Annotated in this window: 12 protein-coding genes and 1 tRNA gene; 2 read left to right on the forward strand and 11 right to left on the reverse strand. The window is 59.8% G+C overall.

The features are described 5' to 3' along the window. Nucleotides 1–127: 127 nt before the first annotated feature. Together ACOY6C_RS02985 and ACOY6C_RS02990 are read right to left on the reverse strand one after the other, a co-directional pair. A complete protein-coding gene (locus ACOY6C_RS02985) occupies nucleotides 128–2,104 on the reverse strand; it encodes an ATP-binding protein (RefSeq protein ID WP_420903991.1) in 1,977 nt (658 codons plus the stop codon). Nucleotides 2,105–3,155: 1,051 nt separating this feature from the next. After that, nucleotides 3,156–3,231 (reverse strand) — tRNA-Ala (locus ACOY6C_RS02990). Between the two features lie 209 nt (nucleotides 3,232–3,440). Here ACOY6C_RS02990 and ACOY6C_RS02995 point away from each other — a divergent pair. Then, nucleotides 3,441–4,214 carry an NRDE family protein gene (locus tag ACOY6C_RS02995; protein WP_420903992.1) on the forward strand — a complete coding sequence of 258 codons (774 nt, stop codon included), beginning with the start codon at nucleotides 3,441–3,443 and terminating at the stop codon, nucleotides 4,212–4,214. A gap of 38 nt (nucleotides 4,215–4,252) precedes the next feature. Here the strand turns inward: ACOY6C_RS02995 and hflX are convergent, their stop codons facing one another. The 3 genes from hflX to ACOY6C_RS03010 form a co-directional block, all read right to left on the reverse strand. Continuing rightward, nucleotides 4,253–5,587, reverse strand: a complete 1,335-nt coding sequence (hflX, locus tag ACOY6C_RS03000; protein WP_420903993.1) for a GTPase HflX — start codon at nucleotides 5,585–5,587, stop codon at nucleotides 4,253–4,255. A gap of 33 nt (nucleotides 5,588–5,620) precedes the next feature. Further along, complete coding sequence (miaA, locus tag ACOY6C_RS03005) at nucleotides 5,621–6,556, reverse strand: tRNA (adenosine(37)-N6)-dimethylallyltransferase MiaA (RefSeq protein WP_420903994.1); 936 nt, start codon at nucleotides 6,554–6,556, stop codon at nucleotides 5,621–5,623. A gap of 381 nt (nucleotides 6,557–6,937) precedes the next feature. Beyond that, nucleotides 6,938–10,093 (reverse strand): Rne/Rng family ribonuclease, encoded by a 3,156-nt coding sequence (locus ACOY6C_RS03010; protein WP_420903995.1) that lies wholly within the window; start codon nucleotides 10,091–10,093, stop codon nucleotides 6,938–6,940. Nucleotides 10,094–10,334: 241 nt separating this feature from the next. Between ACOY6C_RS03010 and ACOY6C_RS03015 the strand changes: the two genes are divergently transcribed. Continuing rightward, on the forward strand, nucleotides 10,335–11,486 hold the full coding sequence (locus tag ACOY6C_RS03015; RefSeq protein ID WP_420903996.1) for an RluA family pseudouridine synthase: 1,152 nt from the start codon (nucleotides 10,335–10,337) through the stop codon (nucleotides 11,484–11,486). Here the strand turns inward: ACOY6C_RS03015 and rapZ are convergent. The 6 genes from rapZ to ACOY6C_RS03045 are packed head-to-tail and all read right to left on the reverse strand — an operon-like array spanning nucleotide 11,483 to nucleotide 17,063. Further along, the gene (gene rapZ, locus ACOY6C_RS03020) at nucleotides 11,483–12,358 is read right to left on the reverse strand and encodes an RNase adapter RapZ (protein ID WP_420903997.1); all 876 of its coding nucleotides are present in this window, start codon (nucleotides 12,356–12,358) and stop codon (nucleotides 11,483–11,485) included. The genes ACOY6C_RS03015 and rapZ overlap by 4 nt on opposite strands. A 19-nt stretch (nucleotides 12,359–12,377) precedes the next feature. Then, nucleotides 12,378–13,844, reverse strand: a complete 1,467-nt coding sequence (locus ACOY6C_RS03025; RefSeq protein ID WP_420903998.1) for an RNA polymerase factor sigma-54 — start codon at nucleotides 13,842–13,844, stop codon at nucleotides 12,378–12,380. A 27-nt stretch (nucleotides 13,845–13,871) separates the two neighbouring features. Continuing rightward, nucleotides 13,872–14,597, reverse strand: a complete 726-nt coding sequence (gene lptB / locus ACOY6C_RS03030; protein ID WP_420903999.1) for an LPS export ABC transporter ATP-binding protein — start codon at nucleotides 14,595–14,597, stop codon at nucleotides 13,872–13,874. 8 nt (nucleotides 14,598–14,605) lie between these two features. Continuing rightward, nucleotides 14,606–15,484, reverse strand: coding sequence for an LptA/OstA family protein (locus ACOY6C_RS03035; protein WP_420904000.1), 879 nt, complete (start codon nucleotides 15,482–15,484; stop codon nucleotides 14,606–14,608). Continuing rightward, entirely contained in the window at nucleotides 15,481–16,104 is a 624-nt protein-coding gene (lptC, locus tag ACOY6C_RS03040) for an LPS export ABC transporter periplasmic protein LptC (RefSeq protein WP_420904254.1), read from the reverse strand. Before lptC ends, ACOY6C_RS03035 begins: the two co-directional genes overlap by 4 nt. Next, nucleotides 16,104–17,063: a KpsF/GutQ family sugar-phosphate isomerase gene (locus ACOY6C_RS03045; protein ID WP_420904001.1), complete on the reverse strand. Its 960-nt coding sequence runs from the start codon at nucleotides 17,061–17,063 to the stop codon at nucleotides 16,104–16,106. Before ACOY6C_RS03045 ends, lptC begins: the two co-directional genes overlap by 1 nt. Nucleotides 17,064–17,232 lie beyond the last annotated feature (169 nt).

A 17,232-nucleotide genomic window follows, 5' to 3' on the forward strand; every position in this document is an offset into this window, starting at 1 on the left:
AGAGTATCCGGGGACTGAAATGAAATTGGTATGGTGTCCCCGGATTTTCGGGATTTTCGGATTTACGTGTCCCCGGATTTACGGGATTTCGGATTTCGGGGATTTCCGATTTCCGGATTTTGAGATTTTAACCATCCAAACCAAGAGCTTGGAAAAAAGCAGCGTTACGAGCCTTTGCATCTCGGAGCAATTTTGCAAATGGAATAATTTCAACATATGATCTTGGATTGTCAGTATACCCAAACATTCCTTCGCCATCAGGCGTGCTTTGCAAAGGCAAACCAATCAGATGTTTGCGTAACCCTTCCGTGAGATCAGCAATAATATAGCAATCAAATGAAGTCAGTTCACTGATATTAGACACCACACGTCCTGTTCTATCCTTAAACGTCCGTGACGATTTCATCAGATTGACATATCTCAGCGCTTGCCGAACAGGGTCTTCATCTTTATACACTTCTCTGCCCGGCTGTTTGAATTCAACGATAACAATTTTATCTCCACGCTGTTCTCCTTCACGCCATGCCAGACAGCTATCATAAAGAAAAGTCAGATCTGGGCGCTCACGACTTTCAGTGTTGAGATATTGCTTCGCTTCCTTATCGGAAGCAAAAAAATTAAAGAATGCAAGCCGATCATCAAGTATCCACAGATTATGACTGATCAATTCTAGCTGCGATGAATCAACTTTCATAGGACAAATAAGACTGTGGACGGCATCTTCAAGGTAATGCTTATGACTCTCTGCATCATTATAACCTGTCAAAGTATCCAGGAAATCCAAAATTGCCTTTCTCTTCGCTACATACTCAGCAAGCGCGCCTGTCCGTTCATTATCCACATAACGCATGTATTCATCAACCTTTACACGAATAGCCTCATCGTGGCCGGGAGCATTTTTGATCTCTTTCTCTATCCGTTTAAAGGTTCGTTGCCTACGATAACGGTTCAAACACATCAATGAGTAAACTTCTTCAGTATTACTAGCACTACTGAGTGGCAGGGATGCGATAAAAGTATCGAGCTGGTCATTAAGATAAATAAATTGAGGATTTTCTTGAATAATGCTTTGTGTATTTATTACCATTTTACGTCGCATGTCAGCAACATAGTCTGATAAAAATTCACGGATACTATTGGCTACTCCACGACGAATTTCTGTTTCTTCATTAGATGGAAAAGTGAAACCATCTCGCTCCTGATTGACATGTTGATTCAAATAATCTCCTGCCGCACATCCAACATAAATAAACTCATCATCAAGAGATTTTAGCCCAAGCTGGTCGTCGACACATTGTTCCGTAACACTACGTTCGTCGGCACACAAGTACATCCAGTTATATTTACCGCCTCGTGGACGAATACTTTTATCGCATTTCATGTGGTGAATAATTAGGTTAATTTCATCGTCTTCTAGTTTAACAACTATTCTTTCTTCTTTTTGCTTATTAATCTTACTATTAAAATAATCGCGAAGATCTGTTATTTCATCATTATCGTGCAAGTAGGCTGGAGGGCATGCCCCAGAAGCAAAAGTTGGTAAAAAATGTGCGATTAGACGATGGATAATCGTTTCTGACCTGGTTGGACATCGTGTTTTATATACATCAATAAATCGAGACAATGTGACAGTAGTCCCGGACTTCTTTTCATCAACTGGACCAGAAACTACGTTCCGGATTTGATCATTCGAAGAAAGTACAAAATCAAAAGAACGTGACTGCATCGTCACGCCATCTCCAGCAGATTGATATATACTTTCAATATGAGCACTGCCAAAAATTTTTAACCAAGAAAGACGACCTACGCCTTTCCCCCCAAGAGAAATTTTCAGGCAACTATCAGGAGTCAAAAATGATTTAAAATTCTCATCATTAAAGCCTATTCCATTATCTTCAATGCGAAACCCTATAACATCATCATGTTCGCGCAGAACGTGAATGTTAATTCTACCAAGCTTAACAGCTTGATCTGCGAATTTGTCTCGTACAGTGTGAATAGCATTACTAAAAGCCTCATGTAATGGCATAAGTGCTGCGGCATTGGAAGGTTTTAACGGAAGCCGTGATACGCGTCCCATGATGTCGCTTTTCAGATCAGGCATTGGAACCTTTCATAATATAACACCAAGCAATCTAGAATTTAATACAATCAACATCAAACGCCCTTGTTGTCGAACAATAACATAATGCTATTTATTATAGCGTTCAATAAATAATATTAAATATGGTAACTATTTATGTGTGCCTACTATTCAGGAGATTCGTTCTCTCAACGGGCAATCAACCTGACCCCACTTTCGAATCCTCCCCCCCCATTCTCCGCAACCAAGTTTCACATCGAATCGGACCAACTTAACGCAATGATATTCTCACAATATCATTGCGTTAAGTTGGTCCGTAATTTCCGGACTCACCCAAGGCGGGACCACAGGTTTTGGAGAATGGGACCGGAGAGAGAATGATATCCGCCAATTTCGACTCCCGCAAGTCCGGATCTTGACCAAGTGCGTTTGCGAACCGGCCTGCGTAACTCTTGGAAACATTGGAGTTTTCCAGAAACGCCAAAGCCGCCTTGGGAGGCAGCTTTGGCAACGAGAAAACCTCATACAACTTTAATGGTGGAGCGAGTGATACAGTTTCAAACTCATTCTCTGGGCTTTGTTGCAGTGCGACTGAATTCCGGGGACACCATACTGCGACTGAATTCCGGGGACACCATACTCAATTCAAAATATTCACTCTCCTGAATCTTAACCCATTTCCAATATCCGGGGACCGTATATCCATTAAGCCGAAAATTCTGAAGGTGTCACTGAACCAACCTGGACCCAATTTTAAATCTTCTCGCCATTCTCTACACCCAAGTTTTACATTGAACCAGACAAGCATTAGAAGTCAGTGATATTCTCCAAATATCATGGCGTTAAGTGAGTCCGTAATTTTTGGACTCAACCCAGGCTTGTCCACAGGTTTTTGAGAATATCGCCTTATAGAGAATAGTAACCGATTTTTTCGAATCCTGCAAGCCAAAGTTATGAACAAATGTATTTTCGAACCGTCCCGCGCAACTCTTGGAAATATTGGATTTTTCGGCAGGCACAAAAAAAGCCGCCCCAAAGGGCGGCTTGCGGAGAAATAACTTATGAAAGAAATTGGTGGAGCCGAGGGGGATCGAACCCCTGACCTTCGCATTGCGAACGCGACGCTCTCCCAGCTGAGCTACGGCCCCTTGATACAACGCCACATTCTGCATGATTATTCCGGAAAGCACAAGTGGAAAGATCATCGGAGCGGAAATTGTCTTCAATCGCTCCTCTGCTTTGGCAAGCGGTTTGAATCCTTGGTGTCAGTCCGGTGATCCATGGACAGAGACTGGCCGAAAGCGTGTGGCGTGGAAAGGGGTGCGATGGGGGCGTTGTCGAAACAAGGGGTTATGCCATGTGTATCCTCGTGATCCTGCGTCGTCCGGACCATCCGCGTTGGCCTTTGTTGATCGGGGCCAACCGGGATGAGATGCGTCAGCGCCCCTGGTCGCCCCCGGATGCGCATTGGCCCGAGCATCCCGATATCCTTGGGGGGCTGGATCGGATCGGGCAGGGGAGTTGGCTGGCGATGTCGCGGGGCGGCGTTCTGTCCACCGTGTTGAACCGCACCGGCACGCTGGGCGGTCAGCCTGGTAAACGGTCCCGTGGCACTTTGCCACTCCTGGCCCTGCGGGCGTCCACGGCGCGCGAGGCGGTGGATCGTCTGAAAGCGGGGGTCGATCCGGAGGATTACCAGGCTTGCAATCTGGTGGTGGCGGATCGTGGTGGCGACGCCTTCTGGATCGTCCTCGATCCGGAACGGATCGGAACGCCGGGGATGACCGTGGTGGAGGTGCCTTGTGGCCTTTCGATCCTCTCCAGTGGGGAACTCAACGATACTGCGCAAAAGAGGGTCGTCGCCCATCTGCCCCGCTTCCGGACGGCAGACGCGCCGCGTCCTGAAGTGGGGGATTGGCATGCATGGCGGGCGCTCCTCGGCAACCGTGAGCCGGTGGTGGCGGACCAGAAGAACAGCGCCCTGTGCTTCCAGCTTGCGTCGGGCTTTGGCACGGTTTCAAGCTCCCTGATCGCCCTGGCCGGGGATGGGGGAGGGGATCGCTGGCTGTTCGCCCCCGGACCGCCCGATGTCACGGATTATGTCCCGGTATCCGGGCTGGCAAGGTGGTGAAGGCAGGTCTGTCCATCTCTGCGGGAATCACGAAGGGATCACTCCGGCGCGGAGACGGGCATTTCTCCGTTGGGGGAGAGGGTGATGAAAGGCTGGATGTCGGCTTCCAGGCGACCGCGCGCGATCGGGGAGAGGGCGAGGGTGAGGTGAATGTGGGTCTCGTCGTCGTGCCGCTCCAGCACCTGCCCTTCCCGACAGAGCCGGGCCAGCAGCGCGCCATCCGTGATCGGCAGGCGCAGACACAGCAGACGGCAGTTGCCTCGCGAGCGCTCTCCCAGGGTGGCAAGCAGGGTATCCAATCCTGTTCCGGTCACCGCCGAAATCACCAGGGAATCCACCCGCGCCGCCATCCGTTCGCCCAGGCCAGACTCCTCGGGCGGAAGACGGTCCGCCTTGTTGTAAAGCGTCAACAGCGGCTTGTCGCCCACGTCCAGGTCGCGCAGCGTCTCCTCCACCGACTCCTGCTGCGCCTCCCACTCCGGATCGGACAGATCCACCACATGCAGCAATAAATCCGCTTCCAGGGTCTCCTCGAGCGTGGCGCGGAACGCGGCGACCAGTTGATGGGGCAGATCGCGGATGAATCCCACGGTGTCGCTCAGGATGATCTTTTCGCCGTTCGGCAGACGGATCCGTCGTACCGTGGGGTCGAGGGTGGCGAACAGTTGATCCTCGGCCAACACCCCGGCGCCGGTCAGGCGGTTGAACAGGGTGGATTTCCCGGCGTTGGTATAACCGACCAGCGCCACACTGTAAAAAGGAACCTCCTGGCGCGCCCGGCGTTGCAGGGCGCGGGTGCGTTGCACGGTCTCCAGTTTCTTCTCCAGTTGCCGGATCCGCTCCCGGATCAGACGACGGTCCACCTCGATCTGGGTTTCGCCCGGTCCGCCACGCAGACCGACGCCGCCCTTCTGACGCTCCAGATGGGTCCAGGAGCGCACCAGGCGCGATTGTTGATACAGCAGTGCCGCCAACTCCACCTGCAACCGTCCCTCGCGGGTCTGGGCGCGGGCCGAGAAGATCTCCAGAATCACCCCGGTTCGATCCGAAACCTTGGCCGCCAGCGCTTTTTCCAGATTGCGTTGCTGCACCGGGGTCAGCGCGTGGTTGAAAAGCACCAGTTCCGCCTCGTGTTCGATCACCTCGGTGGCCAGGGTTTCCAGGTTTCCCTTGCCCAGGTAGGTGCCAGCGTGGGGACGAGACAGGGGAAAATAGCGTCGGCCCACCGGTTGCAACCCGGCGCTCACCGCCAGTCGCTCGATCTCATCGGCGAGTCGTTCCGCGTGGTCCCGGCTCTCCCCTTGGGCGATGGTCTGCACCAGCAGAACGCGCATGGGTTTGGGGGAACGGTCGATCTTGGCTTCTTGACTCACGTTATTTTCTCGAACTGGAAAAGGGAGAGCGGTTCATGGGGTCGGATGGGCGCCTGCATCCGGTTTTTTCGGGCAGGCGACTTCCAAAAACAGGGAGATGTGCGCGAGAGCCTCTTCGATGAACGGTTCCTGGGTCAGGAGTATCAACCTTTTCTCGCGTTTGAGCCAGGTCTCCTGACGTTTGGCGTAGCGGCGACTCTCTTGTTTGGCCAGATGGATCGCCTCGGCCAGGGTGTGTTTTCCATCCAGGTATTCGAACAGTTGCCGGTAGCCGACCGCCTTCATGGCGGGCAGGGTGCGGTCACAGCCTTGTTTCAGCAGGGTGCGCGCCTCGTCCAGGAGTCCCCTGTCCAGCATCTGGTCGAAGCGAGCCTCGATGCGCGGATAGAGCAGGGTTCGGGGGGGCAGGAGCGCCAGTTTCAGAATCGGCCAGGGTGGTGGTGGGGGTTGTTCGCGTTGCCAGCGGCTCAATGGAATGCCGGTGGCGCGCCACACCGAGAGGGCGCGCAGGATGCGTTGGGAGTCGTTCAAGGTGATGCGTTGGGCCGACTCCGGATCGACTTCGGCGAGCATCCGATGCACTTCCGGCCAGCCGGATTGGTTGGCCTCGGTGCGGATTTGATCCAGCAGTGTGGTATCGATGGGCGGGGTTGCGGCCAGGCCTTGTTCCACGGCGCGCAGGTAGAGGCCGCTGCCGCCCACGAACAGGGGGATCACGCCACGGGCGTGCAGGTGTGGGATCAGTTCCCAAGCCGCCTCGCGGTAGCGATCCGCAGACCATGGGGTGTCTGGACCGGTCACGTCGAGCAGGTGATGGGGGATTTGGTGACGTTCCTCGGTGGTCGGTTTGGCGGCGCCGATGGTCATGCCGCGATAGATCTGCACGGAGTCGGCGTTGACGATCTCGCAGGGCAGGCGGGTGGCCAGTTCCATGGCCAGGCGGCTTTTGCCCGAGGCCGTTGGGCCCATCAGAAAGATTACCGGCGGGTGGGTGGGGGATGGCTGGTCCATGGTGGTGTGGGTGGTGATGCTGTCAAGCCTGCGTGGGGTGGGATTTTCAACGGTTGCGGGGGACCGGGGGCCGAAGGTCCCCGGCAGAGGTTCGGAGGCGGAGCCTCTGAGGTTTTGTCTTTTTTTTTTGTTTTTAGCGAGCTTGAGCGAAAATTCGTTTATCGTGACAAGGCGCGCGAAAGACATAAAGATACGAAAAAGATAAAGTCAAAACCTCAGGGCTTCGCCCCGAACCCCACCAGGGGCCAATGGCCCCTGGACCCCGCCAATTGTCGAGGCCCAGGGGCCAATGGCCTCTGGACCCCGCAACTGTCGAGGCCGAATCCGGTCACGCTTCCATCAGTTCTCCCACGGTGGGGTCAGCGCATTGGGGGCCTTGTCGCCACCTTCGCCCTTGTCGGCAGCCGGAGCCCCTTCGCCCTCGACACCACCCTCGTCCCCCTCGCCCGAGCCCTGTCGCGCCACGCCAGTCGAACGTCGCCGTCTCCGTCGTCTCGGCGCACGGGTCTTGCCATCCAATGCCCCCTCCTCGGACTCCTCCTCCTCGGCTTCAGTCGGGACGGCGGCCACCGGCTCGATCATCTCGACCACCGACGACAGGGCCGGTTCCGGGGTGGCTTTCGGCTTGCGCGGGGTGCGCCGTCGTGCCGGCTTGGCCTCGGGTTGACCCTCGACCGCCACCGTCTCTTCGACCGCCACGGTCTCGACAACGCCAGACTCCACCGGATCGACGACTTCCGTCGTCTTCGTCTTGGCCGCCGCGCCAGACCTGGTTCTGGGCTTGCGCTTTGAGGCCGGCTTGGGTTGCGGCTCCTGGGGGCTCTCCGGGTTTTTCGTCGGACCGGCTTCGTCTGTCCCGTCTGTCTCGTCCGGCCTGGCCGCGATCGGAGCGGGCTTTGCGCGTCTGGCGGCGGGTTCCGGCTGGGAGACGACCGGAGCCGGCTCCTCGCGCCTGGCTGTCGGCTCGGGTCGGGAGAGAATGAACAACCCTGGCGCCGCCGTGGCACGCACCCCCTCGATCAACACCTCTCCCGCGACAACCGGCTTCTCTTCAGGGGATCCCGCCAGAGTCGGAAGGTCCGTTCCGAGTGGCGCGACCGTCTGTTCCGGGAGCGGGATGGAGGCGTCGGAGGAGTCCATGTCATCCCCGGACGACGCTTCCCCTTCCGGTTCGTTCACGGATTCGGACTCGGCACGGGGGGGCAGGGCACTGGTCTGCTGAGCCGACGACTTGCGGCGTCGACGACGGCGACGCTTTTTCTTTTCCACCGGCTCGCCAGCGGTCGCCGCATCCGGGGCGCTCTCGACGCGCGATCCCTCGTCACCGGGTTCCTCGTCATCCTCGTCGCCATCCGAAGGCTCCGGCACCGGGGATGGCAGAGGCGGCGGGGGTGGGGCTGGCGTCCTGACCGGCGCCTTGGCGCGTCCCTCCTCGGTGGCGGGGGTCGGGCCTCTGGCTCCGCGTCCGGATTGGCTGCGTCCGCCGCTCTTGGCCTCGACGATCTCCTCGCCGCCGCTTTTGGGACGGTCGGTGCGCTCGACGCGATACTCCGGAGTCTGGAGACTCTCGTCACCCTGGATCAACAGCGTCACCTTGTTTTCGGCTTCGAGTTCCGCCAACTGGGCGCGTTTGTGGTTGAGCAGGTAGTTGGCCACGTCCCAGGAGGTGCGGTAGACGATGCGCGTGTAACGGTTCTTGGAGATGTCTTCCTCGAGCAGACGGAACAGGTGGAACGACGAGGATTCCACCGAACGGATCGTGCCCAGCCCCTTGCAACGCGGACACTCCATGCGGTTGGTCTCGCTGAAGGTTGGTTTCATCCGTTGCCGGGAGAGTTCCAGCAGTCCGAACTGCGAGATCTTGCCCAACTGGATCTTGGCCCGATCCAGTTTCAGGGCATCGCGCATCTGCCGTTCCACCTCCAGGTTATGCTTTTTCTCCTCCATGTCGATGAAATCGATGACGATCAGACCGCCGAGATCCCGCAGGCGGAGTTGACGGGCGATCTCGTCGGCGGCTTGGAGATTGGTTTTGAAGGCTGTGGTCTCGACATCCTTCTCCCGGGTCGAACGACCGGAGTTGATGTCGATGGAGACCAGGGCCTCGGTCGCCTCGATGACCAGATAGCCGCCGGCCTTGAGTTGAATCACCCGATCGTGCATGGATTCGATCTGATTCTCGATCTGGAACCGCGAGAAGATCGGTTGCGACTCCTTGTAGGGCTGCACCACCTTCATGTAGCGCGGCATCAGAAGCCGCATGAACTCCTTGCCGCGCCGATAGCCTTCCTGGCCGTCGATGAGGATTTCGCTCATGTCGGTGGCGTAAAGGTCGCGGATCGTGCGCAGGATCAGATCTCCCTCCTCGTGGATCAGGGTCGGCCCGTCGGCCTGGGAGGCGTTTTCGAGGATTTTTTTCCAGAGGCGCAACAGGTAGTTCAGATCGCGGATGATCTCGCGTTTGGTGCGTCCCAGGCCGGCGGTGCGGATGATCAGGCTCACCTGGCCGGGAATGGCGATGGTCTCCAGGATCTCTTTGAGCTTTTTGCGCTCCAGGCCATCGGTGATCTTGCGCGAGATGCCGCCACCCCCCTCGTTTTCCGGCAGCAGCACGGCGTAGCGACCGGCCAGGGAGAGGTTGGTGGTCAGCGAGGCGCCTTTGTTGCCACGCGGTTCCTTGACCACCTGCACGAGCAGTTTCTGTCCGCGGGTGAGGATTTTCTGGATTGGCAGACGCTGCCGGCGCGGAAAACGCTTGAAGGTGTCGGGCAGGGGCGCGCCATCCTCGTCGATCTCCACCACGCCATCCAGATCATCCCCATGGGCTTCGCCATCGGCATCCCCGCCCATGGCGTCGTCGTCCGAGGCGCTCTCCCGAGGGGCGTCATCCTCGCAGACCGGTTCATCAAGCTCCTCCTCGCCCTCGGATGCGGCGGCGGAAGCCGGATCCGATTCGTATCGTCCGTCGTCCGTCGCATCCGACGAACCGTTTTCCGGGGAGTCCGCATCGTCGGCATCGTCGAAAATCCGCTCCGCGATCTCCATGGCGCGCGAGACTTCCAGGGGAAGGGCGACCGGATGGGCGGTGTCGTCGGTTTCGTCGGTGTCGTCCGACGGGAGGGGCGGACGCGAGGGGAGGCTCGTGGTCGTCTCGGCGGAGTCCTCTTCGTCCTCTTCGTCCTCTCCCTCCTCCTCCAGGGGTTCCGGCAGGGGCAGGGGGATGAAATCGAGACGGGGTTCGGCTTTGTCTCCGGTGGGGTAGTATTTCGGGTGGATGTCGTTGACCGACAGGAACCCCTGGCGGCCCGCGCCGAAATCGATGAAGGCGGCTTGTAGCGAGGGTTCGACGCGCGAGACGCGCGCCAGATAGATGTTGCCTTTGATTTGTTCCCGGCTTGATGTTTCAATGTCCAGATCGATGAGCTTGTTGTCCTGGACGATGGCAACGCGGATCTCTTCCGGATGGGTGGCATCCACCAGCATGCGCTTGGTCATGGTCGTGCGGTTCTCCTTGCATGGTAAGGCCCGTGATCCTTGGTCGAGTCGCGCGGAAGGAATCACGGCTCGCAACGAAGCGTGCACCGTGGTGCGCCTCCCAGAGGACGGACGGATCGGGCCAGGGGTTCGAGTGATCCGGTGGCAGGGCCACTGGAGTGAAATTCCATAAAAATTCGATAAAAAGCGGCTGATTTTCCTGGCCGCGTCAAATAAGGATCAAGTATAGGACTTTTCTGCCATGGAAGCAAACCCGCTTGAACAGAACCTTGCGCAACGCCTTCCGGTCCGACGCATTCTGGTGACCCCGGATGAGGCCGGCATGCGTTTGGATCGTTTTCTGCTCGTTCACAACCCTGGTGCGCCACCTGCCCTGGCACAGCGCTGGCTGCGCGCCGGCGAGGCGCGGGTCGATGGCGCCAGGGCGAGCGGCAATCACCGTCTGGAGCCCGGACAGGAGGTGCGGATTCCCCCTTTCGAGAGCCGGGAGCCCGCCGCGCCGGAGACCGGCGTTCCGGAGTGGGCCTTGCGCGCCCTGCACGGGCGGATTCTCTGGCGGGATCGGTCGTTGCTGGTGCTCGACAAGCCCCACGGCATGCCGGTACACGGGGGGAGCGGACAGACATGGGGGGTGGTGGATGCCATGCGGTTGATGCTGGCTCGCGAGGGGGCGGGGGAGGTGCCGGAGTTGTGTCATCGGCTCGACAAGGAGACCTCCGGGTGTCTGCTGTTCGCCCTGGACAAGACGAGCGCGCGCCGCATGAGCGCGGCGTTCAAGGGGGGCGCGGTGGACAAGACCTATTGGGCGCTCATCGCCGGAGAGCCCCGTGCGACCACCGGGATGATCGATCAGCCGTTGATCAAGGGGAACGCCCGCGGGGGGGAACGCATGGTGATCGCGGGGGGCAGGGAAGGGGATCCGGCCCGCACCCGTTATGAGATCCTGGAGCGTTTCGGGGCGTGGAGCTGGGTGGCCGCCTATCCGGACACCGGACGCACCCACCAGATCCGCGTCCACTTTCAGTGGTTGGGCCATCCGTTGGCCGGGGACGGGAAGTATGGGGATCCGGCGTTGAACCGGAATCTGCGGGACGGAGGGTTGAAGCGGATGTTCCTGCATGCCCGCGCGATCCGGTTCCGGCATCCGGTGACCGGGGCCGAGGTGGTGGTGGAGGCGCGACTGGATGAGGCGTTGGAGGGGATTCTGGCCTGGTGTCGGCGGGGCGTCGCCGCCCCTGGCGGGCCGGCCACGCCCGGCGCGCGCATCGCCCCCAAGCCGGACGTGCGCATCGCCTCCAAACCGGACGTGCGCATCGCCCCCAAACCGGACGCGCGCATCGCCCCCAAGCTGGACGCGCGGAGCGTCTCCCGCTTTCGACGGGGGCGTGATTAGCGGATCTTCAGATCGCGATGGCGCACCCGCACCTGGAAATCGTGGCGCTTCAAGCGCGTGGCCAGTTGCTCCACCAGATAGACCGAACGGTGCTTGCCGCCCGTACACCCGATGTCCACGGTGAAATAGCGTTTCTTCTCCTGACGATACCGGGGGATCAGGTATTCGAACATCGATTCGAGCCGGTCGAGGAACAGACTCGCCTCCCCATCCTGTTCCAGAAAACGGATCACCGGTTCATCCCGTCCGGTCAGATGGCGCAACGCGTCGTCATAGTGGGGATTGAGCAGAAAACGACCATCCAACACCATATCGGCGTCGGTGTTCACCCCGTGCTTGAAGCCGAAGGAGCGCAGGAAGATCATCAGATCCGCGTCCACCCCGGAGTGGAACAACTGGTCGAGATGCTCCTTCAACCGTGGGACGGTCAGCGACGTGGTGTCGATGATGATGTCCGCGCCGGCGCGCAAGGCGCACAGGTCGTCGATCTCGCGGCGCACCGCCTCGGCCACGGTCATCTCGTCGGCGAGGGGGTGACGGCGCCGGGTCTCCCGATAACGCCGGATCAACACGTCGGCATCGGCCTCGAGAAAGATCGTCTCGACCCGCTCGACGGTCTCGCTCCACGCCTCCCGGTACTCCTGGAAACGGGCCCGCGCCGCCGCGTCGCGCAGATGCACGCCGATGGCCAGATGGCCCGTGGTTTCGGGGTCCTGGGCAAAATGGGTCAAACAGGCCGACATCAAGGCGAACGGCAGATTGTCCACCCAGAAATAGCCAAGATCTTCGAGATATTTGAGCGCGCTCGACTTGCCCGCGCCCGACAGCCCGGTGACCAGAATCAAGTGGCGGATTTTCTTGGTCCAGGGCATGGGGCGTGCTCCCTTGGGATTACTTGTCGGGTGAGAGTCGCTTGCGGCGCGAGGAGGAGGGAATGTTCAAGGCATCCCGATATTTGGCCACCGTGCGCCGGGCCACCGCGATGCCTTGATCCTGGAGGATCTTGGCCAGTTTTTCGTCGGAGAGCGGTCGGCGGGGCGACTCCCCCTCCACCAGTTTGCGGATCTTGAACTTCACCGCCTCGGAGGAGTGGTTTTCGCCCGTGTCCGAGGCCAGGGACGAGGAGAAGAAGAACTTCAGCTCGAAAATGCCCCGGTTGGTGTGCATGTACTTGTTGCTGGTCACCCGCGAGGCGGTGGATTCGTGCACGCCGATATCGTCGGCCACATCCTTGAGAATCAGGGGGCGCAGATATTCGGGGCCGTACTCGAGAAAATCCTTCTGAAATCGGACGATGCTTTCGGCAACCCGATAGATGGTGCTGGAGCGTTGTTCCAGGCTCTTGATCAGCCATTGCGCGGAACGGGCATTTTCGGTCAGAAAACGCTTGTCCCGCTCGGACATGCGGTCGTTGATCGCCTTCTCGTAGGCGCGGTTGATGCGCAGACGGGGCACGGTTTCGGGATTGACCTCCACGACCCACTCCCCCTCCTGCTTGCGCACGAAGACATCGGGAATGATGTAGTTGGCCTGCTCGACCCCGAAGGCCAGTCCTGGCTTGGGGTTCAGGGATTGGATCAGATCCACCGCGTCGGCCAGTTCGTCGTCGTCGAGGCGCAACAGACGCTTGAGCTTCCGATAGTCGCGCCGGCCCAGATCCTCCAGACGCTCCAGCAGCGAGGTGTAAGGCGGGACCGCCTGTTTGCGGGCCTTGAGTTGCAGCAGCAGGCACTCGGCCAGGTTGCGCGCCGCGATACCGGGCGGATCGAAGGACTGCACCAACACCAGGGCATCCTCCATCTCTTCGAGGGAGGCGCCGGTCATCTCCGCGAGCACCGACAGATCGGTGCCCAGATAGCCGTTGTCGTCGATGGCGTCGATGATCGCCATGCCGAAGACCCGTTCGCGGTTGTTGATCGCCGTGACGCCGAGTTGCCAGCTCAAGTGATCGAACAGGGTGTCGCCACGGGTGAGGGTGTTTTCGAGGGGTGGGGCTTCGCTGCCTGCCGGGGATTCGAACTGGGCCGCGCCGTAGCTGTCGCCGGAGTAGACATCCGACCAGTCCGCGTCCACCGGCAGATCGTCGGAGATGGTGGTCTCCATGATCGGCGCGGCGGTATCCAGCAGGTCATCGCTCTTGGCGATCTTGTCCGAGGGCAGGGGCTCTTCGCCCTCGAGCGTGCCTGACGGGCCGTCGTCCCTTTCGAGCAGCGGATTTTTGTCCAGCTCCTCCTGAAGGTATTCGGCCAGGTCCAGACTCGACATCTGGAGCAAACGGATCGCCATCTGCAACTGGGGTGTCATCACCAGTTGCATGCCCATGCGCAGCTTCAGTTCTTGTGTCAGACCATACGCCATGCCAACAACCCGGTTGCCCTGATAACCCTACAATTGAAAATCCATGCCCAGGTACATGGTGCGCACCTGATGATCTTGCACGACCTCCTCGGGTCGGCCCTTCGCCAACACCATTCCTTGGCTTAGGATATAGGCGTGATCGCAAATTCCCAAGGTTTCACGTACATTGTGATCCGTGATCAGAATGCCGATGCCCAGGCCCGCCAGATGGCGGATGATCGTCTGGATGTCGGCCACCGCCAGGGGATCCACGCCGGCGAACGGCTCATCCAGCAGAATATAGCGCGGTTCGATCGCCAACGCCCGCGCCACCTCCACCCGACGCCGCTCTCCGCCTGACAGGGCATACCCTTTCGTGTTGGCCAGATGATCGACGCCCAGTTCCTGCATCAGCCGGTCGAGCCGTTCCAGACGCTCGCGCCGGTTCAGGGGGCGGGTTTCCAGAATGGCCAGGATGTTGTCGGCCACCGTCATCTTGCGGAAGATGGACGGCTCCTGCGGCAGATAGGCGATTCCGGCCCTGGCGCGCAGATGGATCGGTTCGCTGGTGATCGGCGTGCCGTCCAGCCAGATCGATCCGGAATCCGGTACCACCAGCCCCACGAACATGTAGAACATGGTCGATTTGCCCGCGCCGTTGGGTCCGAGCAGTCCCACCACCTGCCCGGGCTCCACCGCCAGGGAGACCGCGTTGACCACGGCCCGGCCCTGATAGCTCTTGCCCAGATCCCTGGCCTCCAGGCACGGATTCACCGAAGCGCTCACCGGCGTGCCGCGGGCGGTTGCAGCACCCGACGCCTGGGTTTGGGCGAGGGTGGCTCCAGTTCGGTCGTTGGCGAACCGTTCTCGACCTCCTGGGGCGTCGCCGCGCTTTCCGGGAGGCGGTTCGGGCGCGGATCGCCATTCTCCCGCGAGGCGGCGGGGAGCGGAGCGGCGGGAGTGGTCTGGCCCCGTCCCTCGCCGGTCGCGTTTTTTCCGCCGGCTGGGGCGACCGGATGACCGGGGGCGGGGAGGGTGATTTTCTCTCGCGCCATGGCCGGTCCTGAGGCGGGGTGCGACTCCGCGCCACCCGTTTCCGCGGCTGCGGGGCTTTTTTCGACACGCGGCGGGCCGCCATCCTGACTGATCACCCCGGAGGGGGTGATGCGCGCGCTGACACGGCGGTTCTCGGCACCCTGCACCGATACCTTGTCGATGCGCTGCTGGGGATTCAGGGTCACCAGAATCCGCTTGCCGGTCAATTGATCATCACCACGCCGCACCGTGGCGTCACGCTCGTTGCCGATCAGCTCCACGACCCGTTTGTCCACCTGATAGAGCGCGACATCCGCCGTGCCATGGTCGCGCTCCTGCTGGATCGTCACCCGCCCTTCGGCCTTGACCTCGCGCACGCCGCCGTTGCCCTTCATCCGCTTGTCGTAGCGCACCGTCATTTTTTCGGAGGTCAGACGCATCCGTCCGTCGTCGGCGACCACATGTCCGGAGAAGATCGCCACCTGGTTCTTGTCGTCCATCTCCAGACGGTCCGAGGTGATCGACAACGCCAGCATGCGCGGCGAAGCCTGGGGCGCCGCCACCGTTTCCGTTGTCGTCAGCGCCAGCAGGGCCAGCATCCATCCAGCCAGAATCCTGGGTTTCATGGTTGCTCCGTCATGAGTATCGCCGAGGGAAAGGTCATCCGGACATGGGACTCGACCTTGAGAATCTGCGCTTCTTGTTCCACCGTCAAACCTTGTCCCTCCAGACGCATCTCTTCGCGTTCCATGCGGAACGCCAGCTCGGTATACAAGATCTTCCTTTCGGGGTCAAAGCGCAACTGTTCCGTCATCAGACGCCCCATGGCCGGGTCGCCGGCCACCACGCGGCCCGCGAAGTTCATCCGGCCCGTGGCCCCGTCCACTTCGCCGCTCTCCGAGGTTACCACCACCTCTTCCTGACCTTCCAGGGCAAAGGCGAGGCGGGGATGGTGGATCAGGATCCGTTTCTCCTCGCCACGCTGGGCGCTCGGCGCATCCAGGGTCCAGCGGGTGCGTTGCTTGTCGAACTGGGTCAGATGCACATCCGTCACCATGGTCCCTTCCCGTCCGGCCAGGGGATCCAACCCCGAATCGTCACGGTCACGCAAACCATGCGGCTGCTTGAGATACCACAATACGCTCGCCACGATCAATAGCGCGAACAACAAAAACAGATGCTTGCCATGGCGTCGCAGCAGGCCGGGGCGCCCCGTTTCCGTCTCCAGGCGTGTTCCGGAACGCATCACATCAACCCCGCTTCCAGAAGATCGTGCAAATGGATCACCCCGACCGGAACCTGCTCTTCGGAGAGCACGAACAGGCTGGTGATCTTCAACCGTTCCATCAGACGGGTCGCCTCGACCGCCAACGCCTCTGCGGCGATCACCTTCGGATCCCGTGTCATGATCTCCCCGGTCACCCGGTTCAAGGGATCGGCATCCCGTTCCATCAGGCGGCGCAGATCCCCATCCGTGATCACGCCGGTCAGACGGCCCCGTTCATCGACGACGCCGGTCATGCCGAACCGTTTGGCGGTCATCTCGATGAGCGCGTCGCGCACCGAGACCTGTTCGGAGACCTGGGGGATGCGCACTCCGGTGTGCATCTGATCCGCGACCCGAACCAGCAGCCGACGGCCCAGGGAGCCACCAGGGTGCAGGAAGGCGAACTGCTCGGGACCGAAATCCCGTTTTTCGAGCAGACAGACCGCCAGGGCATCTCCCATGGCCAGGGCGGCGGTGGTCGAACTGGTCGGAGCCAGCCCCATCGGACAGGCCTCGCGCTCCACGCCGATGTCGAGCGCCACATCGCTCATGCGCGCCAGGGTCGATTCGGGCTTGCCCACCAGCGCGATCAGCGGCACTCCGAGCCGTCGGAACACCGGCAGCAGCGCCAGCACCTCGCCGGTTTCCCCGCTGTTGGAGAGGATCATCACCACGTCCTGGCGCGTCACCATCCCCAGATCCCCGTGGCTCCCCTCGGCGGGGTGGAGAAAAAAGGCCGGCGCGCCGGTGCTGGCCAGGGTGGCGGCGATTTTGCGTCCGATCATGCCCGATTTGCCGATTCCGGTCACCACGATCCGTCCGCGACAGGCGTGCAGGGTCTCCACCGCCCGTTCGAATCCGGCGTCGAGCCGGTTGCCCATGGCCAGGATCGCCTCGGCCTCGATGCCCAGAACCTCGCGTGCCCGCTCCAACATCATTTTCAGAGTCTTCTCAGCGTTTTTTGTTGCCTGTGCGATTCAGGATCATGCAGGGATCCACCGTCGGGATTTTCATGCAGCTCCCTTCGGGAGTTCCATGAAAAAAAAACCGGGACATCACCCCAATCCGTTGAGCATAATACCAGTCGGTCCACAAAAGGCCATGGCC

The sequence above is a fragment of the Candidatus Magnetaquiglobus chichijimensis genome (genome assembly GCF_045865675.1).
GTDB lineage: Bacteria > Pseudomonadota > Magnetococcia > Magnetococcales > Magnetaquicoccaceae > Magnetaquiglobus > Magnetaquiglobus chichijimensis.